The organism is Arcobacter sp. CECT 8985 (assembly GCF_004116495.1).
Lineage (GTDB): Bacteria > Campylobacterota > Campylobacteria > Campylobacterales > Arcobacteraceae > Malaciobacter.
This window is the reverse complement of record NZ_PDKC01000014.1, coordinates 1-20,239: the sequence shown is the minus strand read 5'-3', so window position 1 is coordinate 20,239 and position 20,239 is coordinate 1. Positions and strand designations below refer to the sequence as shown.

Below are 20,239 nucleotides of genomic sequence, written 5' to 3'. Positions count from 1 at the left end.
CACCTTTGTTTTTTGTGGAAATATACAATTTAATATATATTAAAAAAAGAAAAAAAAGTATTAATTTTTAAAATTTATTTTTATTTTTGGTTACAATTGTTTTGCTCTTTTTACAATACTTGAAACCATATTATTAAAAACAAAATAGTGCAAAGGAACAAGTATATACCAATATGCTCTTCCTAAAACTCCTCTTGGATAAAAATATGCTGATTGAATAAATTTATCATCTTCTATTTTAAACTCAAGCCATGCACTTCCTGGTAGTTTCATTTGTGCAAATAGCAGTAATCTTTCATTTTCTTTTATATCTACTACTTTCCAAAAGTCCAAGCTCTCACCAATTCTCAATTCATCTTGACTTCTTCTTCCTCTTTTTAAACCAACTCCACCAATAACTTTGTCAATAATTCCTCTTAATTCCCATAAAAAATCATAATCAAACCAACCTTCTTTTCCTCCAATACTCATAAAACTTTTATATACATTTTCTTTTGGTATATTTGTAATATCTATTTCTTTTCTATCAATAAATATCGCATCTGCAATCTCTTTGATGTGGTCTTTATCCCAAATTGTTCCAGCATGGTCACTCCATCTACTTATAACTTGATGTTTTTCTATTTCATCAACTGCTTTTTTTACTGAATCAATAAATGACATTGGTTTTATATTTGGAAAATATTTTTCTGCATTATTATTTTGAATTATCACTTCAGAACGTAAACCTTCAATTAACTCTTTTGCAACTTTAAAAGGTACAGGTGTAAATAAATTTAACCAATAAGAAGATAATGTAATTGATAAAAAAGGAAGTGGAATCAAAATTCTTTTTAGTCCCAGCGCTTTTGCTGTTTGAAGCATCATATCTTTGTATTGAAGCTGTTCTGCTCCTATATCAACTATTAGGTTCTCTTTTTCTTCTAAATACAAAGATTGTTCTAGATATTTTAATACATCTTCAACTGCAATTGGTTGTGCTTTTGTTAATACCCATTTAGGAGTTGTCATGATAGGTAGTTTTTCAGTTAGATTTCTAATAATTTCAAAACTTGTACTTCCTGAACCTATTATAACGCCAGCTCTTATCCATATTGTTTGAACTTCTTTGCAACTACTTAATATTTCACCTGTTTCTAATCTACTTAATAAATGTTTACTTGTATGCTCATTTTTTACACCTAATCCACCAAGATAAATAACCTTTTTAACTTTACACTCTTTTGCAATTTCTATAAAGTTTTCAGCTGAAATTTTATCAAGATTTTTATAATCATCACTATTTAAAGAATGTATTAAATAATAAGCAACATCTACACCTTTTAATGCATCTTTTAAGCTTTCTTTATCAAAAGTATCGCCTTCAAAAATTTCAATTTCTTTGGGTACTTTTGTAGAAATTGTTTTTTTATTTCTTACAAAAAGCCTTAATTGTATATCACTATTTTGAATAAGTTTTTGTTTTAATCTTCTTCCAATATATCCTGTTGAACCAGTTAGTAATACTTTCATGATATATCCTTCTTGACTATAATATATTCATTCTAGCATCTTAAAGTGTAGATTAGTAGATTTCTTTTGTAATTTAAAAGTTATAAAGGCAAATAAACAATAAGAGGCATTGCCTCTTATTTTATATAGTTAGATTTTTTATCTTCTGTATCTAGTTCTTGTCCAATATCTTTATATTTTTCAAAATAGAATTTAACAAAAGAGTTTATTTTTTCATTTACAGGCATAAAAAATTTACCTTCTTTTACTGCAAATTGGTTTAAAAATAAAGTTGCATCTTTTTTGTCTAGATAGTGTTTTGCTAAGTTTGTATAATTTTCAATATACCATTTTTTCAATTCTTCTTTTTTGCTATCTTCTAAATCAATAATTAATTTTTCTTTATCAAAGTCTAAAATAGCTGAATCAAATAGTGCATTTAAGTGAATTAGTCCTTCACAATAATAAGGTTGAACTTCATCAACTTCCATCCATCCAATAAGTCCAATTGCTCTTTTTACTAAGTCAATAAATACTTGTTCTTCTAGTTCTTTTTCATCATCTTCTTCATCACAAAAAAATGAAATTAATCCACCAGTTGTTGCTTTAAATTCTTCAATATTTTTAAAGTTTCCTGTTTTATTCATAGTTGCTTCTGTTTCATCATCACACCATAAAATATGTCCATATTCATGACCAATTGTACTTATATCATAAACTTTATGCCATTTTTCTGTTTCATTAAATAAAAACTCTCTATCTTTTTTAAGTAACTCTTGTCCAAAAATATCTTTTGTTAATTTTAAAAATGGTTTTGCTCTACTAATTTGTAAAATCTCATCAGAGAATGCAAATATTTTCTTTCCTTCTTCTTTACTTACTATTTCGTCATTTGGTACAACTTGCGCTGAAAATAAGCCATTGAATTCAGCTCCAAAAAATAGTGCTGGTCTACCAATATATAATTGAACTTTATCAAGAGATTTAAGTGAGAAATTATAAATGTTTTCATACTTTTTATTTGATTCAAAGCTGCTATATATTTTTTCAAATGCTGATTTTATTTTATTTACTCTATTTTCATTTTTAGCAAATGTAGGGTTTGTAAGTCTTATATCCCACTCCAAAGCAACTGCTTTTCTAAAGTGATCTTCATAATATTCAAGTGGATGTCCTATTTGAATAGGTGTTTTTATTTTCATCCAAGCTCTATCAACATCTGCCCATTTTTCTACAAGGGCATTTACATCTTGCTCACTAAAGGCTTTTATTAGTGCTTGAATATATAAAATATAATCCCATTTTTGATTATATATTTCATCTTCATGTTCAAGTAATCTATCTGCAAAGTTTTCTAATGCATCGACTACTTCTGTTACTTCTTTTTTAAATGCATCAATATATGCTTTTGATTTGTATTGGTCATTTTGTTTAACTAATGCAGAATAACATCTATCTGCAATTTCTCCACCATGTCCTAAATCAAAAAGTTTTTCATTTTCTAAGTATTCAAATACTTTAGTTTCATCACCATCAAATTTTTCAAGTAGTTGTTTATTTGTTTTATTGATAATAAGTGCAGTCCATGAACTTTGCCATTTACTCATCATCTTACCAACACTATAAACTCCTACAAAAATCTCTTTATAAAAAGGTGTTAATAAGTTTTCTTTTTCAATAAAATCGATTAATTTTAAGTGCTTTTCTTCCCAAATCTCTTTTACAAAACGATATGCTTTTTCTTGTAAGTCTATAATCTCTTTTTCATCTTTACCTTGTTTTTTAAGAACTTGTACTAAAGAATCATCTCTTAGATTAACTAATCTTGTAATAAGTGCAAATCTCAAATTATTATCCAATTGAAGATCTAGTTTTTGTGCAAATTCATCAATAATTGATAGTTTATCTAGTTCATTATTTTCTAAGTAAGTTATTAATTTATTTGTATTGTTTTTTTGTTCTTCTAAAAATTGATATATTTTTTCAACATCTTTTAAAAATTGGTTTTCATTCATAATTATAAGTCCTTTGTCATAGATTTTGTAAGTTTATCGAGATTATGTTTATTTTTTTATAAGTAGAAAGAAATAGTGAAGAATTAATCTTCACTATTAAAGATTGTTGCTCTATTTCTAAGTAGAAATGATATTACTAAAATTGCTAAAAACACTAATGGAATAATAATTTCCCCAATACTACTATTCGAACTATAATGTGAATATGAAGCAAATAAAAAATCTAATGTAAATCCAGCATATGCTAAATCTCTAATTCTATCTAGTTTTGATGGAAGTAGAAGCATAGCTGCACCTAAAATCTTCAAAACACCTAATGCAGTAAAGAAATATAAAGGATAGCCAAGTTTATTAGCAATTTGAATCACAGAGTCTAATAATAAGACATCTACTGCTCCACCTGCAAAACCTGCAATTATTACAATAGTCAATGTCGATATGATATAAACTTTTCTTAACATACTTTTCCTTTAGCAAAATTATATAAAAAAAATCATTATTTTTAATTTAGCATTATGACTAATCTGTAAATTTAAGATAAACAGTAACATGATTAGCACTTTGTATATAAAAGTGCTAATTTGTTTAAAAACTTTAGCCAACTTTTATAAAGATGTGATAAAATTATTTCGAAAGTTTAAAAAATATATAGGAGAAATTATGGCAAAACATCAATTTCAGACAGAAGTAGGTCAATTATTACATTTAATGACTCATTCTTTATACTCAAATAAAGAGATTTTTATAAGAGAACTTGTATCAAATGCAAGTGATGCAATAGATAAATTAAACTATTTAAAATTAACAGATGACAATATGAAATCAAAACTTCCAGAAGATTGGAAAGGTGAAATCAATATTGCATTTGACGAAGATGACAAGTCAATTACTATAGTTGATAATGGTGTTGGTATGAATGAAGAGGATTTAATCGCTTCTATTGGTACAATAGCAAAATCAGGAACAAAATCATTTGTAGAAGCACTAACAGGTGATGCTAAAAAAGATAGTAATTTAATCGGACAATTTGGTGTTGGTTTTTATTCTGTATTTATGGTAGCATCAAATGTTGATGTTATTTCTAAAAAAGCAGGTGAAGATCAAGCTTATAAATGGTCAAGTACAGGTACTGGTGAATTTGATATTGTTCCAGTTACTAAAGAATCAAATGGTACTGTTATTTATATCAAATTAAAAGATGAAGAAGCAAGTGAATTTGCTTCAAAACCAAGAATTCAAAATATTATTGAAAAATACTCAAATCACATCGCTTACCCAATTTTCTTAAATTATCAAGAAGAAGTTGAAGAAGAGTTAAGTGAAGAAGATAAAAAAGCTGGAAAAGAAGCTAAGAAAACTAAAGAGAAAAGACATGAACAAATAAATGCAGCAACTGCACTTTGGACTCAACCAAAATCTAAGTTAAAACAAGAAGATTATAATGAGTTCTATAAGTCAATCTCTCATGATTCACAAGACCCAATGGCTACTATTCATACAAGAGCAGAAGGTGTAAATGAATATACAACACTATTTTATATTCCAAAAACTGCACCAATGGATATGTATAGAGCTGATTATCAACCAGGTGTTAAATTATATGTTAAAAGAGTATTTATCACAGATGATGAAAAAGAGTTATTACCAACTTACTTAAGATTTGTAAGAGGTATTATTGATTCTGAAGATTTACCTTTAAATGTAAGTAGAGAAATCTTACAAGAAAATAGAATCTTAGCAAATATCAAACAAGGTTCAGTTAAAAAAATCTTAAGTGAAATCAAAAAATTAGCTAAAGATGAAGAGAAATATAAGGAGTTTATTGCTCAATATAATAGACCTTTAAAAGAGGGTGCTTACCAAGACTTTACAAATAAAGAAACAATCTTAGATCTAATTAGATATAAATCTACAAAAACAAAAGATGGTGAGATGACTTCTCTTGCAGCTTATAAAGAGTCTGCAGATACTGAACAAAAAGCAATCTACTACATAGTAGGTGAAAATGAAAATGTTCTTAGAAACTCTCCATTATTAGAAAGTTATAAGAAAAATAATATCGAAGTTCTTATTTTAGATGATAAAGAGATAGATGAAATTATTACTCCAACTCTTGGTGCATATAAAGAGTGGGAATTTAAAGATATTACTTCAGTTGAACCTCCAAAAGTAGAGCAAACAGAAGAAGAGAAAAAAGAAGTAGAAGAAAAATTCCAAGATATCACTAAAAAAATCAAAGATATTTTAGGTGAATCTGTAAAAGAAGTAAAAGTTACAAATAGACTTTCTGATTCTCCATCTTGTGTAGTTAAAGACACAGGTGATGCACAAATGGCTCAAATGATGCAAATGATGAGAGCAATGGGACAAGAGATGCCAGAATCAGCACCAATCTTAGAAATCAACCCAGACCATGAAATAGTTAAAAAACTAAATGGTTGTCCTGATGATAAAATGATTGATGATGTATCATGGGTACTATTAGACCAAGCGAAACTATCTGAAGGTATGGAAATTACTGATGCAGTAGCGTTTGCACAGAGATTATCAAGAATCACAGCAAAAGCTCTATAAAAGAGCTATTTACATAAATCTCCTGCGTTGAAGTAAATTTTTGGCTCAATCACATACTTTAGTATGCTCAATCGCCAAAAACTTACTTCGCCTTGAATCTTCATACAACTAACTCTTCTATAAAAATAAGTAATATAAGTATTTATATTTTATAATCTATTAAAGGAATATTATGAGTAATTATATAAATGAAATAATAAATACAAAAATTGACTTTTTAAAATCTTCTTATACCTCAAATAAGAATGTAAATCATCAAGGAATAAAAGGCAGTTTAAATGAAATATTATTTCTTGAACTAGTAAAAGATTTAATACCAAATAGATTTAAACTATCAAAAGGTATTGTACAAGATTCTTCTGGATTCCAGTCCAATGAAAGTGATATTATTTTATATAACAATGAAATTCTTCCTGCTCTTCTTTTTGGTGTAGAATTAGGGTTTGTACCTTGTGAAGCAGTTGAATATATTTTTGAAATAAAAAGTACAATAAATTCTAAAGAATTAGATACAACAATTGAAAAGTTTAAAAACTTAAAAAAGTGTATTGGATATAAAGGAAGAAATGTATTATTTTCTTTTTCAAGTGATATTCAAAGTAAATCAGAATTAAGAAGATATTACGAAAAGGATAATGCCTTTTTATATAATCCTCATATTAAAGCATATTGTGTTTTAAACAAAGGATACTATTTTTTCACTTTCCAGAAAATTTATTTAAAAGACTCTATAAATAAAAATGATTTTGTAAAACAATTCATAAAACAAAATAAGTGTCATGATATGATAGTTGGGGACAATAGCTTCAAAATTGAATATGAAACAGAAAATATTGACGTTAATATAGAAAAAGATTTAATAATAAATGATATAAATTATGAAGATATATACTTTACTTATTATTGCTGGGCAGGAATAGAAGATAAAAAAGGTAACTGTAATTTACTTGGGCTTTTATCTGGTATTTCAAATACTTTATGTAAAGAAAAATTTGGAACTTATTTGTTATCTAATTGTATTGATAATAGTTTTAATATTTATACGGAATATATTGTAGATATGTGGAATAATGAAAGTTATGAAGAAATAGATTTTAATGGACTTAAAGAGACTATTTTAAATTCAATAACATTTACTTTATCTTCAAATAATGATGGAAAATTAAATAAACTTATAGTTAATAAAAAATAGAAGAAAACCATTAAAAAGTGAAATCGAAAATTTGATTTCAACTTTCTAATAATAAGAAGAAGATTAGTTCTATTTAATATCATCTTCTGATAATTCAGGAATATTTTCTATTTCTTCTACTTCTTTTTCAGGTCTTTTTTCTGCTCTTGCTATGATTTCAAGATAGAATGTTTCTTTTCCTGATGCGGCTGCTTCATCAATTGATTTTGTAATTTCTGAAAATTGTATTACTTTTGGTTCGTCACCTTCTATTGCAAATTTACAATCAAAAAACCAAAAGTCTTTATCTTCAGGAAGTTGCTTTTTATTTTCTCTTTTTATATATTTTCTTACTTCGTGTTTTATACCTTCTACAACTCTATCTGGATGTTTGTTTTCTACTTGTAGTTTAAATGTTTTTTTCACAAGTTTCCTTTTGTTTTTTTGCAATTGTATCTAAGTTTTACTATATTTTATATTTTTTATTTATTTTATTTTTATATTCTATAGATATAATTACTAGTAATATTATTTGATATTACACATAATTATAGATAATATTAAGGATCCTCATATGGAATATACTTTTATCATAGCTTTATGTTTAACTCTGTTTTTTGCATCAACTGTTCATGGGGCTATTGGTTTTGGTTTTGGGATGATTTCTACTCCTATTATTGCACTTTTTACAGATATGCAAACTACTATTTTATATATGCTTATTCCGACTATGGGTGCAAATATATTAAGTATTTTAAGTGAAGGTAAGTTTTTACAGGCTTTAAAAAAGTTTTGGTTTATTATAACTTTGATGGTAGTTGGAAGTGCTTTAGGTACAGTTTTACTTCTATACACAAACTCAGATCTTTTTAAACTATTACTTGCAGCTATTATATTTTTGTATCTTCTTCAATCAGTTGTTAAAATAGAAGCAACTTTTATTTCTAAATATCCACGAAGTTCAACTTATAGTTTAGGTATTTTTGGTGGAATGTTATCAGGTCTTACAAATATTGTTGCGCCATTGATGATTATGTATACTTTAGAGATGAAATATACTAGAAAAGATACTGTTCAATTATCAAATCTTTGTTTTTTGTTTACTAAAATTGGGCAAATAACAGTTTTTTTATTGCATGACAGTTTTACAGTAGATGATTTTAATATCTCTATGATAGGTCTTGCAGCTACATTTATAGGTATGTTTTTAGGAATAAAAGTTAAAAAACTAATTGATTCAAAACTATATGTAAAGATATTAAAAGTACTTCTTTTTATTATAGCTTCTATGTTAGTTGTACAAACAATAAGTTTTTAAAAGGAAAAGATATGGATTCTAACTTACTGAAAGTTTTTCTTGCAGTTGCAAATACAAAAAGTATTTCACTTGGTGCAAAGGAGTTGAACTTTACTCAATCAAATGTAACACTAAGAATAAAACAGCTTGAAAAAAGTTTGGGATATGAACTGTTTCACAGAACAAATAGGGGAGTTATTTTGACACAAGAGGGAGAAAAACTCTATCCTTTTGCTATTGATATTGTAAAAAAAGTTGAAGAAGCAACTTTAAAAATGCAAAATATAAATTATCATGAATTATTGAAAATTGGCTCAACTCAATCAAATGCTACGATTAGACTTGCTGATTTTATCAAAAAATTAAATCATGATTATAAAGATATGAAGTTGGAGTTTGTTGTTGATAGTAGTTTAAATTTAATAGATAAGCTTTTAGAGTATAAGTTAGATATTGCATTTGTAAATGGTGATCCTAAACATAAAGATTTAAAAGTATTAAATATAATAAAAGAGGATATTGTTTTAGTTCAAGCAAAAGATAAAACTCCTGAAAATAAGATTTTTGCATATAAAAATGGCTGTTTAAATAGAATATTTTTAGAAAAATATCTTTTAGAAAAAAATAAAAACAAATATAAAAAAGTCAATTTAGAAAATTATGAGGTAATTCTTGCTTGTGTTGAAGCAGGATATGGAGTTGCGCTTTTCTCTAGGCAAATAATTGAAAAATTTGGTTATTTACATAGATTAAAAGTTACAAATATGGACTTTGAACTTGACACACATTTAGTATGTAGAAAAGATTTTCCATTGATTATTGAAAATTATTTAAAAAAACTTACTCTTTCATAGTAAAAGTCATATTTATGTCATCTCAAATTAGCTTATATTAAGAGATTGTGTTATATCTTATTTATATACAATATAATTAATTTTAGGAGTAAAGTTGAGTCAAATTGAATTTAAGAATGTATACGATGAGTTTAATATGAAATTTCATAATAAACAGTACAAAGAAGCTTTAGATTTAACTTATCAACTTTTACAAATCGCGGATGAAAAAGATTTGGAAGTTGCTTATGCTTTGATGGCAAAAGCAAGAGTATTATTGGCATTAGATAAAAAAGATGATGTACTTATAACTTTTGATGAAATTATAGATACTTTTTTTTATTCTGAAGATGAAAATGTTTTATATATTCTTGCTTATGCTTTATACAATAAAGCTATGATTTTAGCAAAACAAAAAAGATATGAAGAAGAGCTAGTTTGTTATAATAAAATTCTAGAAAAATTCATAACAGATATCTCACCTAAAATAGAAATAATTTTAGTAAAAACATATTTAAACAAAGCTATTTGTACAAAACAGATAGGGAATTTAGAAGATGTTGCTTCAATTTATGAAGAATTTATTAAAAATTTTGAAAACACAAAACAAGATGAAGTATTATATGATGTATCAAGTGCACTATTTAATCTTTCATCAACATATCAAAAACTAGAGCAAAATAAAAAAGCTCTTGAAGTTTATGATAAATTATTAAATAAATTTAATGATACGAAAAATGAGAAAATATTAGAAGTTGTAGCAAAAACGATGGTAAATAAAGCTTCTGTTTTAAGAGATGAAGAAGAGGTTTTAAAAGCTTTAGAAGCATACACTGAGATAATTAATAGATTTGAAAATAGTGCAAATGCAAAATTATTAGCCCAAGTTGCTCTTGCTTCATATAATAAAATTCTTTTATTAGGTGAACTAGGAAGAGAAAAAGAGTTATCTGAAGTTTGTGATAAGTTTATTGAAAAGTTTGCTAATACAAAAGATACAATTATAAATGATATGGTTTTAACAGCTGAAGTTTTAAGGGATAAAGAAAGATTTAATACAAACTCTTTTTAAGAGTTTGTATTTTATTTAGTTTTGATTTCAATAGTACAAGTAGTACCAGCTCTTAAAGTATAATCTTTTGGCATTTCATCAACAACAATTCTAACAGGAATTCTTTGTGCTAATCTTACCCAAGTAAAAGATGGATTTACATTGGCAAGTAAACCTCTTCCTATTTTATTATCTCTATCTGTAATACCATTTGCAATACTTTCTACATGACCTTTTAATGTTATGTCTGTTCCAAGTGGATTCATAATTGCAGTATCCCCAATATGAATTTTAGGAATTTTATGCTCTTCAAAATATCCATAAACCCAAAAACTATCTTGATTTAAAATTGATAAATGACTTTGACCTTTTTGTATAAAGTCACCTTTTTTTAATAATAAGTTATTTACCCAACCATCAGTTGGTGCATAAATTGTACTTCTTTTTAAGTCAAGTTCAAAAACTTCAAGTTTCGATTTTGCTTCATTTAATTCCTCTTTTGCCATAAGTAGATTGTACTTTGCATCATCTTTTACATCTCTAGGAATAATTGAATCATCACCTTTTATTCTTTTATTGTATTGCGCTTTTTTCTTTTCATAGTTTGCTTCTTTTTCTGCAACAATTGATTTTTGTCTTTTTAAATTAGCTTCAAATCTTTTTTTATCTATTTCATATAGTTTATCATTTTTTTTGACATGTTGATTATCTTTAACATAGACTTTAGTAACTATACCTGAAACATCAGGAGCAATAAGAGTTATATCAGCTCTTACTCTTCCATCTCTTGTCCATGGTGAATCAACATAGTTATGCCATAATGTCATTCCTAATATAATGGCAATTGTAACTACACTAAATGTGATGATATATCTTATAAGTTTTATTATTTTATTTTTTTGCATTTATGTTATGTCCTTATTTATAAATTATTAGTGAAAAACTTGCAAATATGCATACAAATATTGCTGTTCTAAAAAGTCCTGGATGCCATACAAACTCATAGACTCCTAATTCAGCAAATACTTTATTTAATAATATTTGAATTACACCTGCTATTAAAAATATTAAAATTAATGCAGGTATTTGAATACCAAAAAGTGATATTATTGGATGCATTATACTTCTCCTTTTATTGGTAAAAACTCTGTATTTTTTATAATAGAGTAGATAATTGACAAGTTAAGATAGATATCTTTTAATAAAATTTGATCATTTGCAGAATTTAAATGTAAATGTTCAAACTCATCAATTTTTTCTTTGATTACTTTTAGTTGTTCTTCTTTATCTTTTAAATTTTTATTATCAAAATATTTTCTAATTAAAGTAAGAATTTTATGTACTTGTGCAGGTCTTTGTTTTGAAAATAAAGTAGATATTCTTCTTATATTAATTATAGCTTTTCCTAGTTCCAACGTTGAAAGAACCCATCTAAAAATCATACGATTTGATTTATTATCCAATCTCCCAACTGTAGAATATCTTTGAATTAAATCAAAACTTGCACTTTCTAGTTTTACTCTTTGAAGAGCAAGTTTATTTTTGATTGATTCTTCTAATTGAACACTTAACGCTTTTTTTACTCTTGATTCTATCCATGCTGTTGATGCAAAATCAATTAAAACATAACTAAGCCCAGATATTAATAACCCCAAAATTGTTGCTAAACTCATATCTGCAAAAGGTATAAAATGCATATTATAATGGCTATAAATAGCAGCTGTATTGATAAATACTAATAATATTCCAAAACCTATTGTATTTTTGCCTGGAAGTATCATTAGTAGTGATATAAAAGCAAGAATAGGTGATAAAAATATCCAAAATGTAAAGACATCATTTACATACATTGGAATAATATAAAAATTATATAAGGGTGTTATTATTAAAGCGATTATTGTTCCTGTTAAAAAACCTTTTGTTGCTCCTACTGGATTTGGTGCTGTACTTAATAGTAAAGTATTTGCAACTGCAGGAATTACTGCAAAAGGTGCATATTTCCACCCTGTTGCCATCCAAAAAATCATCATTATTATAAAAGCAAAAGCACCTCTTATTATCATTACAGATATAAGTACATTATCTGTATATGTTGAAAATTTTAGTTTTTGTGAAAATTTCTCAAGTTTTTTTATACTTTTATCATCAGATAAGAAATTAAGATAAGTAGTGCAATATTCACTTAATTCTGAAATCATTCTTGTTAATAAATATATTGTACTTTTATAATCATGTACTAAATCAAAATCATCTTTATTTATCTCTTTATCTTCTTTTGCTTTTTTTATTATTTTTGTTTTTGAATTTTTTAAATCATAAATTAAAGTATTAATATTTTTTGCTGTTTTAGGTTCATCTACATATTTATTTAAACAGTTTTCTAATAACTCATAAGTTGATTTTATAGTATTTATATAATTACTATTATCTTTATTGTTGTTTATTATATTTTTTAGTGAGAAAAAAGTTGTACTTATATGCATAAATTCAGAATTTAATCTTTTGTAATAAAGTTTTTTTGTTTGTTTCATTCCTGTTTCAAAATTACTGTTAACTCTTAATGCATCAGTACCCAAAATATCTTTATTGTAGTTTATACTCTCTTTATCAAAATCAAATATATTCTCACTTTTTCTAAAAGTATTTAAAAGTAAATCAAATTTACTTTTTTCTACTTTATCTAGTGTCTTTCCTAGTCTTTCAGGAAACAAAATTTCACTTATAAAACTTGCACATAATAGTCCAATAACAACTTCTGATAATCTATCAATACCAAAAGTAAATATATCTTGAATTCTATCTGTGATAATTGGCATTGTTACAAGTGCAATTGTATAACCTGATAATACAAATCCATATGTCATAAAGTTTCTTGACATAAATCCAATAGCTGCACAAAGTCCAACCCATAGCGCAAAAAATAGTGTAAAAGATACTCTATCTTGAGCATAAGCACCAACTAAAACAATAGCCATCATAGTACCTATAAATGTTCCAACGAGTCTATAAAAACTTTTTGAATAAACAAGACCACTAAATGGCTGCATTACAATAAATACTGTAAATACAGAAGTCTGAGGCATTGATAAGTTAAAATACATACAAATAGTAAGTGCAAGCAAAGCTGAAATTGTTGATTTTATTATATATTTTACAGCTGGTAAATCTTTGTCTAACCATTCATTACCCGCTGTAAGCAAAATATCTCTATTAATTGCTAGCAACATTAGTATTTACCTTATTTTTATATCCACCACCAAGTGATTTTATTAACTCAATTTGAAGCTGTATTTTTTTGTCATTTAATATAATACTATTAATATCTTCTTTTTGAATATCAATCTTTGAATCTATATATGAAAGCTTATTTTTTAATCCTAATTTAAAGATTTTTTTCTCAATATTTTTATTTTTTATTTTATTTAGTAATACTGTTTTTTGAGAAGATATATCTGATTTATTTAACTGCATTAGCTTTAGTGTTTTTACTATTTTATTTATTGCTTCTATTATGCTTTGATTATAAGCATAAACTTGTGAGTTATAATCATTTAATTTTGAATTTAAATTTATTTTTCTTCTATTCCCATCAAATAAAGGAAGAGATACTGCTACTCCAGCTTCAGGACCAAAAGATGTACTTTTAAATAAGTTACTCCAAGGAAAAGATGTAAATCCAATTAAACTTTTGATACTTATATTTGGATAGAATTTTGCTTTAGCATTTTTTATATAAGCATCTTTACTTGCTAATAAATATTTTTGAACTGCTATTTTAGGTAGATGTGAAATTACATCTAAGTGAATATCTTTTGGAAGATAAAATTGATATTTATTTGAAATTTTTGGTTTATTTAATCTTTGTATTTGTGAAGGAAAAAGTCCTGCAATTACAGCTATTGACTCTTTTATATTTTCTATTTCTTTTTTCATTCTTAAGATATTTTGATTTATTTTTTCTATTTTGTAGTTACTTTCATTTTGTCTTTTTTTATTTTCCAAACCAAGTTTATTTAATTTTCCTAATATCAAATGCTTTTCATATACTAGTTTTTTTATAGAGTTTAATTTTCTTATTTTCTCTATTTTAAAATTCCATGATATGTATAATTTAGTAATTGATGTTGAAATTGCTAATTGTTTAACTTTTATAAGTGCTTTTTGAGCTAATGCTTCATTTTCAGTAGCTTTAATCAAAGAAGCTCTCTCATCCCAAAAATCAAAATCATAATTTATATTAAGACCTGTATTGTATAAATTTTGATAACTTCCTCCTAATGGAGCAGGGAAAATGTAATTTTCACTATATCTTTTTCTTGATATATTTGAATCAAAATCAACACTTGGTAAATTTCTTGATTTAGTTGATTTCATTAGATTTGTTGCAATTTTAAATTTTTGTTCCAATTGTTTAATAGTTGGTGAATTTGTAATTGCATTTTTTATTAAATTATTTAATTGAGGATCATTGAATTTTTCCCACCAGTTAGATTCTAATTGAATGTCTTTACTATGAAATTGATTTAAATCTTTTAATAATTCATTTTGTATTTTTAAATCTTCTATCTTATCTAACTTATTCACCTTTGGCACACAGCCAGTAAATAAAAAGAAAATTGTAATTGTGAATAATAATATTTTCATGTGATTCTTACTTTAAATTTGAATATACTTTTTTTAACGTTTGAATTATAAGCTCTTTAGTATCATTATCAATACCTTCTAAAGCTTCACCTTCTACTTTTTTTATACCAGCTTTTATAACTTGCTCTAAGTCTCTACCTTTTTGTGTAATACAAATCAGAAAGGCTCTTCTGTCATTTTTTTTATTTTTTCTTTCTACAAAACCTTTTTTTTCTAATTTATCTATCAATAAAGTTAAACTAGGTTGTTTAAAATATGTATCTTTAGCAAGTTCTTTTTGTGTTAAATTATCTTTTTCACAAAGTCTTCTAATGATTATACTTTGTGCTGCAGATATCTCATATTCTTGTAAAATTTTTTCTAAATTATTTTTTAGATGATTTCTTATATTTGCAACTAAAACACCAAATATGTTGTCTGACTCAAATGCCATATTTATACCTTTAATTTAATTGATTAAAAACTTAGATAGTTAATAGTTAATATGTTAACTATTATGAAGTTAAGCGTATTTTACGCAGTTTAACTTAAAATTTTATAAATTTTTGTTCTTACGGATAAAATCCTTATAAAATAGGCTTTCTTTAATATTAAATTGTTATAATTTTTTAATTTCAAAGAGGAGAGAAAATGAAATTATCCAAAATATTAACAGTTATTACTGTTTTTTTTATGTCAATTAATTTAAATGCAACTGAAAGAGTTACCCTTAAAGCTGCAAAATCATCATCTTCATATTATCAAATGGCAGTACAAATGGCAGAGAACATTAATAAAGCTTCAAATAATCAACTTAGTATGACAATAGAAGAGAGTCAAGGTTCTGTTCAAAATCTAAAAGAAGTTAGAAAAAGATTTGCTAATTATATGTTTACTACGCCTCCAGTTTTAATAAAACTTGCAAAATCAAAAAAACTAATGTTTAAAAATGACAATCCAAAAACATATGAAAAAGTAAGGGCACTTTTTCCTATTCCTTATCTTACTATGCATGTAGTTGTAAGAAAAGACTTAGGTATCAAAACTTTTAAAGATTTAGAAGGCAAAACTTTACTTATTGGTAGAGGAAGTTATGGAGCAAGAGAGATAAGAAAATATATTAAAGCATTTGGCTTAAAAAATGTTAATTTAATAAAAGCAGAACTTTCAGGTGCAGTAGCTACACTTAAAAATGGACAAATTGATGGTTTTGCAACATCTGGTTCTTATCCTGCTCCAAATGTAATTGAAGCAGCTGCAAGTACTGATATTAGATTATTGAGTATGAATGATAAACAAATTAAATTAACAAAAAGAGATAAAATAATAATTCCTGCAAATACATACTCAAATGTTAATACTAATACAGTAACAACTACTCTTCCTGTTGGAGTATATACAACTACAAATATGAGTGAAGATACAGCTTATAAATTAACAAAAGCATTTTGGCAATCAAAAAGTAGTTTGGAAAAACAAAATATATGGTGGGAAGCTATTACTTTTAAAAATCTTAATATGTTTAAAACGAAGCTTCATAAAGGAGCATTAAAATATTATAAAGAAGTAAATGCCTCTGTATCAAAAGATTTAGAGTAGTTATATGGATTCAACAATAAATAAATCAAGCTATTTTAAATATGTTTTTATAACAATTCTTGCATTTGCAACTGTATTTTTTCATATATATTTAGTATTTACAGGTCTTATTCCAAATTTAATTAGTAGACCTTTACATTTGACTTTTGTTTTACCTTGGATTTTTCTTTTTTCAAAAGATGAACAGTTGTCTAAAACAACTAAATATTTTGGTTATATATTATTAATAATTGCACTATATAGTTCATATTTTATTGTTAATAATTATATAACTTTAGAAGATCAATATGGTTCTTTAGAAGGTGATTTTCAATATTTTATTGCAATTAGCTTAATTCTTGCAGTATTGGAAATGGCAAGAAGAGCAGTAAAGTTAGCACTTCCTTTAACAGCTGCAGTTGCTTTAGCTTATGGAATTTGGGGACATTATATTCCAGGAAATTTTGGACATGAAAAAATTCCTTTAGATAGTTTTTTAGGTACATTAGTTATCTCAGAAGGTGGAATATATGGTTCATTAACTGGTATTTCTGTAAATGTAGTTGCTGTGTTTGTAATACTTGGAGCATTTGTTTCAGTTGGAGAAGGTGGAAATGCTTTTATGACAATGTCCACAAAATTAGCAGGTAGATTAAAAGGAGGTGCAGCTAAAGTTTCTGTTTTAGCTTCAGCTTTTTTTGGTTCTATTTCAGGTTCTGCTTCAGCAAATGTTGCATCAACAGGATCTTTTACAATTCCTACTATGAAAAGATTAAAATATCCTGCAAGTTTAGCAGCAGCAGTAGAAGCAGTTGCAAGTACGGGTGGTCAAATTATGCCACCATTAATGGGAGCAGGGGCTTTTATCATGGCTGAACTTTTGGGAGTTCAATACTCTAAAATCATGTCAAGTGCAATTTTCCCTGCAATCTTATTTTTTGCAGCAGTTTGGATAGGAATTGATGTTTTTTCTAAAAAATATAATTTAGTAGCAATGAGTGAAGAGGAAATACCCAAATCAAAATTTGTATTAAAGCTTTGTCCTTTTTTTATTATTCCTTTTGGAATACTCTTATATGCACTTTTAATAGTAGGTAAAACGCCACAATATTCTGCAGTATTAGCAATATTTGCTTCAGTTCTTTTACTTTTAGTAAATATAGATTGGAAAATATCATTTAAAGAGTTTGTAATTAAATTTAGTGATGCTTGTATTACGGCTTCAAGACAAATTGCAACTATTGCATCTGTTATAATTTGTGCGGGAATTATTATTGGAGTACTAAATATTACAGGAATTGGTGTAAAAATAACTTCTTCAATTTTATATCTTGCAGATGGTCAATTATCAATTGCTTTATTTCTTACTGCATTTGCTTGTTTGATTTTAGGTATGGAAGTTCCAACTACTGCAGCTTATATCATATGTGTATCAGTTGCTGGACCAATACTTGAACAATTTGGACTAAGTCCTATACAAACACATCTATTTATATTTTGGTTTGCATTACTTTCAACTATAACTCCACCTGTATGTGGAACTGTATTTATAGCTTCAGGAATAGCACAAACAAATTGGCTAAAAGTTGTCTCAAAAGCTATGAAATTAGGAATTGGTTTATATTTGATTCCAGTTGCTTTTATTGTAAATCCATATTTAATAAAACCAGATATTAACTTTACAATGTCAGTATTGGCATTTTTAAAAGTTGCGGCTGGATTAGCTGTTTTATCAAATGCTTTAGTAAATGATAAATTTACAAAAATTTTAAGATTATTTTTAATAATTTTAGCTTTAATAATAATCTTATTACCAATGTAGGAGAAAAATTAAATGTCAAAAGTAACAATACGAGAGGCAAAAGTTGAAGATTCAGAAATTATTTTTAATTTTATAAAAGAATTAGCAATATATGAAAAAGCATTAGATCAAGTTAAAACTAGTGTAGAAGGTATTAGACAAAGTGTTTTTGGAGAAAATAGTGTAAGTTATGTATTGATTGCAGAAAATGATGGTGTTGCTGTTGGAATGGCTTTATACTTTTTTAATTACTCAACTTGGGAAGGTAAAAATGGTATTTATCTAGAAGATTTATATGTAAGTTCAAAACATAGAGGTATTGGTGCAGGAAAAGCATTATTAAAACAATTAGCTAAAATTGCAATAGAAAAAGATTGTAAAAGAGTTGAATGGCAAGTTCTTGATTGGAATAAACCTTCAATTGATTTTTATGATAGTATTAAAGCTAAAGGTTTGACAGAATGGATACCTTATAGATTAACAGGAGAAGCATTAGTTGAATTTGCTAAAAATTAACTTTTAGCTTCTAATTCTTTTAGGGAATCTTGTATTGCAGTTGATACTTCATCTGTTATTACTAGTTCCCATTTTTCAATCTGCTTTTCTTGACTTTCCTCGCAAATTTCTATCATTGTTCTATTGAAAAAATTATTATCATTTATATCATTTATTATTGGTTCAATATCTATTTTTGAATTTTTTACAAATTCCATATTGTTATTTATGAAGTTTTGAGTTGCATCCATAGCTGCTTGATTTCTTAGCTCACTTGGAAATAGTTCTTCACCATTGTCAAGTTTTTCTAAATCTTTTATTAGTTCATAAATTGACCCAAGAGCATATTGAAATTCGATATTTGCATCTATATTATTACTATTATTTGTAATATTTATTAGTTTACCTACAGATATTTGATAGTACATATCGTATTTTGCTAAATTATCTATTATTTTCTCTTTAGAAAAGTGTCGTTCAATATTCATTAAATCCCTTAGTTATAAAATTAAAGTATATCAAACATTAACCTAAACTTATATTATATCTTTCAATTTGTAATATAAATGATAACTTAACAAAAAATATAGTATTATTCCAAAAAAACTTACTTTGGAGAAAATTATGTTTGAATTGATATGCTTAATATTGGTATTTTTAATTGTTCTATCCTTTGCATATTATAATGAAAAAGCAAAACAAAAAGGTAAAATGCCATTTGATATACTAGAAAAGAATAAATTACATAAACAAAACTGACACACTATTGTAGAAAGAACATAATCTGCCCTTTATATTATAAAAAAAACTTGAAAAAAAATAATTTATATGATAAAGTAATCTATTAAATATTTAAGGGTATTACTATGGGCTTTTTAAAAAAAATTTTGAAATTATTTATAAAAGTTTCAAGACCCATATTTTCACTTGAAGATAATACTCTAAAATTTAAAGTAAATTCTGATTATTTTTATACATATACTTTAGAAAATTTTGAAATAAAAACAAGACATGATCCTTATGTTATAGATGCATATACTCTCAAAACAAAAGATTTTTTTTTAGAACATATAAGAGTAGATACTGATGTATCTTGGAATGCAGATGCATTGAGTTTATATGAGAACTTTTTAGTAGAAAACTTGAAGCTTAAAAATATAAAATTATTAGAAAAAAAAGAGTTTGAACATTTTGAGTTTATAATTTATCAAATTGATAAAATACATATTTTGCCATTAGTATATGTTTGGGAAGTATATAAAGATATCTTTATTTTGGATTTTAACCTTAGCTTATATGAAGATTTGATT

The 20,239-nt window shown here is 25.9% G+C and carries 20 protein-coding genes; 10 read left to right on the top strand and 10 right to left on the bottom strand.

The features are described from left to right. Positions 1 to 90 precede the first annotated feature (90 nt). The 3 genes from CRU93_RS07510 to CRU93_RS07500 all read right to left on the bottom strand — a co-directional run bounded on the left by CRU93_RS07510 (position 91) and on the right by CRU93_RS07500 (position 3,967). Complete coding sequence (locus tag CRU93_RS07510; RefSeq protein ID WP_129103575.1) at positions 91 to 1,512, bottom strand: SDR family oxidoreductase; 1,422 nt, start codon at positions 1,510 to 1,512, stop codon at positions 91 to 93. A 116-nt stretch (positions 1,513 to 1,628) separates the two neighbouring features. Next, the gene (gene ciaB, locus CRU93_RS07505; RefSeq protein ID WP_129103574.1) at positions 1,629 to 3,506 is read right to left on the bottom strand and encodes an invasion protein CiaB; all 1,878 of its coding nucleotides are present in this window, start codon (positions 3,504 to 3,506) and stop codon (positions 1,629 to 1,631) included. An 83-nt stretch (positions 3,507 to 3,589) separates the two neighbouring features. After that, positions 3,590 to 3,967, bottom strand: coding sequence for a DoxX family protein (locus CRU93_RS07500; RefSeq protein WP_129103573.1), 378 nt, complete (start codon positions 3,965 to 3,967; stop codon positions 3,590 to 3,592). Positions 3,968 to 4,166: 199 nt separating this feature from the next. On the opposite strand from CRU93_RS07500, the gene htpG reads away from it, so the two are divergent. Together htpG and CRU93_RS07490 are read left to right on the top strand one after the other, a co-directional pair. Next, entirely contained in the window at positions 4,167 to 6,080 is a 1,914-nt protein-coding gene (gene htpG / locus CRU93_RS07495; protein WP_129103572.1) for a molecular chaperone HtpG, read from the top strand. Positions 6,081 to 6,252: 172 nt separating this feature from the next. Continuing rightward, entirely contained in the window at positions 6,253 to 7,272 is a 1,020-nt protein-coding gene (locus CRU93_RS07490) for a DUF6602 domain-containing protein (protein ID WP_129103571.1), read from the top strand. A 69-nt stretch (positions 7,273 to 7,341) separates the two neighbouring features. On the opposite strand, the gene CRU93_RS07485 is transcribed toward CRU93_RS07490, so the two are convergent. Continuing rightward, positions 7,342 to 7,677: a DUF6172 family protein gene (locus CRU93_RS07485; protein WP_129103570.1), complete on the bottom strand. Its 336-nt coding sequence runs from the start codon at positions 7,675 to 7,677 to the stop codon at positions 7,342 to 7,344. Between the two features lie 148 nt (positions 7,678 to 7,825). Between CRU93_RS07485 and CRU93_RS07480 the strand changes: the two genes are divergently transcribed. The 3 genes from CRU93_RS07480 to CRU93_RS07470 all read left to right on the top strand — a co-directional run bounded on the left by CRU93_RS07480 (position 7,826) and on the right by CRU93_RS07470 (position 10,453). Next, positions 7,826 to 8,569, top strand: coding sequence for a sulfite exporter TauE/SafE family protein (locus tag CRU93_RS07480; protein ID WP_129103569.1), 744 nt, complete (start codon positions 7,826 to 7,828; stop codon positions 8,567 to 8,569). A gap of 11 nt (positions 8,570 to 8,580) precedes the next feature. Then, the gene (locus CRU93_RS07475) at positions 8,581 to 9,402 is read left to right on the top strand and encodes a LysR family transcriptional regulator (RefSeq protein WP_129103568.1); all 822 of its coding nucleotides are present in this window, start codon (positions 8,581 to 8,583) and stop codon (positions 9,400 to 9,402) included. Positions 9,403 to 9,496: 94 nt separating this feature from the next. Continuing rightward, positions 9,497 to 10,453, top strand: a complete 957-nt coding sequence (locus CRU93_RS07470) for a tetratricopeptide repeat protein (RefSeq protein WP_129103567.1) — start codon at positions 9,497 to 9,499, stop codon at positions 10,451 to 10,453. Positions 10,454 to 10,464: 11 nt separating this feature from the next. Here CRU93_RS07470 and CRU93_RS07465 read toward each other — a convergent pair whose 3' ends face one another. The 5 genes from CRU93_RS07465 to CRU93_RS07445 are packed head-to-tail and all read right to left on the bottom strand — an operon-like array spanning position 10,465 to position 15,509. Next, on the bottom strand, positions 10,465 to 11,337 hold the full coding sequence (locus CRU93_RS07465) for an efflux RND transporter periplasmic adaptor subunit (protein ID WP_129103566.1): 873 nt from the start codon (positions 11,335 to 11,337) through the stop codon (positions 10,465 to 10,467). Between the two features lie 13 nt (positions 11,338 to 11,350). Beyond that, on the bottom strand, positions 11,351 to 11,551 hold the full coding sequence (locus tag CRU93_RS07460) for a DUF1656 domain-containing protein (RefSeq protein WP_129103565.1): 201 nt from the start codon (positions 11,549 to 11,551) through the stop codon (positions 11,351 to 11,353). Next, entirely contained in the window at positions 11,551 to 13,659 is a 2,109-nt protein-coding gene (locus CRU93_RS07455; protein WP_129103564.1) for an FUSC family protein, read from the bottom strand. Before CRU93_RS07455 ends, CRU93_RS07460 begins: the two co-directional genes overlap by 1 nt. Beyond that, a complete protein-coding gene (locus CRU93_RS07450) occupies positions 13,643 to 15,076 on the bottom strand; it encodes a TolC family protein (protein ID WP_129103563.1) in 1,434 nt (477 codons plus the stop codon). The genes CRU93_RS07455 and CRU93_RS07450 overlap by 17 nt, the downstream gene beginning before the upstream one ends. Before the next feature lie 7 nt (positions 15,077 to 15,083). Beyond that, positions 15,084 to 15,509 carry a MarR family winged helix-turn-helix transcriptional regulator gene (locus tag CRU93_RS07445; RefSeq protein WP_129103562.1) on the bottom strand — a complete coding sequence of 142 codons (426 nt, stop codon included), beginning with the start codon at positions 15,507 to 15,509 and terminating at the stop codon, positions 15,084 to 15,086. 197 nt (positions 15,510 to 15,706) lie between these two features. Between CRU93_RS07445 and CRU93_RS07440 the strand changes: the two genes are divergently transcribed. The 3 genes from CRU93_RS07440 to CRU93_RS07430 are packed head-to-tail and all read left to right on the top strand — an operon-like array spanning position 15,707 to position 18,950. Next, positions 15,707 to 16,654, top strand: a complete 948-nt coding sequence (locus CRU93_RS07440; protein ID WP_129103561.1) for a TAXI family TRAP transporter solute-binding subunit — start codon at positions 15,707 to 15,709, stop codon at positions 16,652 to 16,654. A 4-nt stretch (positions 16,655 to 16,658) separates the two neighbouring features. Beyond that, complete coding sequence (locus CRU93_RS07435; RefSeq protein ID WP_129103560.1) at positions 16,659 to 18,455, top strand: TRAP transporter fused permease subunit; 1,797 nt, start codon at positions 16,659 to 16,661, stop codon at positions 18,453 to 18,455. Between the two features lie 12 nt (positions 18,456 to 18,467). After that, complete coding sequence (locus tag CRU93_RS07430) at positions 18,468 to 18,950, top strand: GNAT family N-acetyltransferase (protein WP_129103559.1); 483 nt, start codon at positions 18,468 to 18,470, stop codon at positions 18,948 to 18,950. On the opposite strand, the gene CRU93_RS07425 is transcribed toward CRU93_RS07430, so the two are convergent. Then, positions 18,947 to 19,417 (bottom strand): hypothetical protein, encoded by a 471-nt coding sequence (locus CRU93_RS07425; RefSeq protein ID WP_129103558.1) that lies wholly within the window; start codon positions 19,415 to 19,417, stop codon positions 18,947 to 18,949. The two genes, CRU93_RS07430 and CRU93_RS07425, sit on opposite strands and share 4 nt — an antisense overlap. Before the next feature lie 136 nt (positions 19,418 to 19,553). Here CRU93_RS07425 and CRU93_RS14335 point away from each other — a divergent pair, with 136 nt between their 5' ends. Together CRU93_RS14335 and CRU93_RS07420 are read left to right on the top strand one after the other, a co-directional pair. Beyond that, on the top strand, positions 19,554 to 19,688 hold the full coding sequence (locus tag CRU93_RS14335) for a hypothetical protein (protein ID WP_258238861.1): 135 nt from the start codon (positions 19,554 to 19,556) through the stop codon (positions 19,686 to 19,688). A 107-nt stretch (positions 19,689 to 19,795) separates the two neighbouring features. Further along, positions 19,796 to 20,239 (top strand): hypothetical protein (locus CRU93_RS07420; protein ID WP_129103557.1); only part of this gene is annotated, 444 nt, incomplete at its 3' end.

Coding starts and splice junctions, on each gene's coding strand:
- CRU93_RS07440 (WP_129103561.1), top strand. CDS start 15,707: ATGAAATTATCCAAAATATTAACAGTTATTACTGTTTTTTTTATGTCA.
- CRU93_RS07465 (WP_129103566.1), bottom strand. CDS start 11,337: ATGCAAAAAAATAAAATAATAAAACTTATAAGATATATCATCACATTT.
- CRU93_RS07425 (WP_129103558.1), bottom strand. CDS start 19,417: ATGAATATTGAACGACACTTTTCTAAAGAGAAAATAATAGATAATTTA.
- CRU93_RS07490 (WP_129103571.1), top strand. CDS start 6,253: ATGAGTAATTATATAAATGAAATAATAAATACAAAAATTGACTTTTTA.
- CRU93_RS07500 (WP_129103573.1), bottom strand. CDS start 3,967: ATGTTAAGAAAAGTTTATATCATATCGACATTGACTATTGTAATAATT.
- CRU93_RS07450 (WP_129103563.1), bottom strand. CDS start 15,076: ATGAAAATATTATTATTCACAATTACAATTTTCTTTTTATTTACTGGC.
- CRU93_RS07475 (WP_129103568.1), top strand. CDS start 8,581: ATGGATTCTAACTTACTGAAAGTTTTTCTTGCAGTTGCAAATACAAAA.
- CRU93_RS07480 (WP_129103569.1), top strand. CDS start 7,826: ATGGAATATACTTTTATCATAGCTTTATGTTTAACTCTGTTTTTTGCA.
- CRU93_RS07455 (WP_129103564.1), bottom strand. CDS start 13,659: ATGTTGCTAGCAATTAATAGAGATATTTTGCTTACAGCGGGTAATGAA.
- CRU93_RS07510 (WP_129103575.1), bottom strand. CDS start 1,512: ATGAAAGTATTACTAACTGGTTCAACAGGATATATTGGAAGAAGATTA.
- CRU93_RS07445 (WP_129103562.1), bottom strand. CDS start 15,509: ATGGCATTTGAGTCAGACAACATATTTGGTGTTTTAGTTGCAAATATA.
- CRU93_RS14335 (WP_258238861.1), top strand. CDS start 19,554: ATGTTTGAATTGATATGCTTAATATTGGTATTTTTAATTGTTCTATCC.
- ciaB (WP_129103574.1), bottom strand. CDS start 3,506: ATGAATGAAAACCAATTTTTAAAAGATGTTGAAAAAATATATCAATTT.
- htpG (WP_129103572.1), top strand. CDS start 4,167: ATGGCAAAACATCAATTTCAGACAGAAGTAGGTCAATTATTACATTTA.
- CRU93_RS07460 (WP_129103565.1), bottom strand. CDS start 11,551: ATGCATCCAATAATATCACTTTTTGGTATTCAAATACCTGCATTAATT.
- CRU93_RS07435 (WP_129103560.1), top strand. CDS start 16,659: ATGGATTCAACAATAAATAAATCAAGCTATTTTAAATATGTTTTTATA.
- CRU93_RS07430 (WP_129103559.1), top strand. CDS start 18,468: ATGTCAAAAGTAACAATACGAGAGGCAAAAGTTGAAGATTCAGAAATT.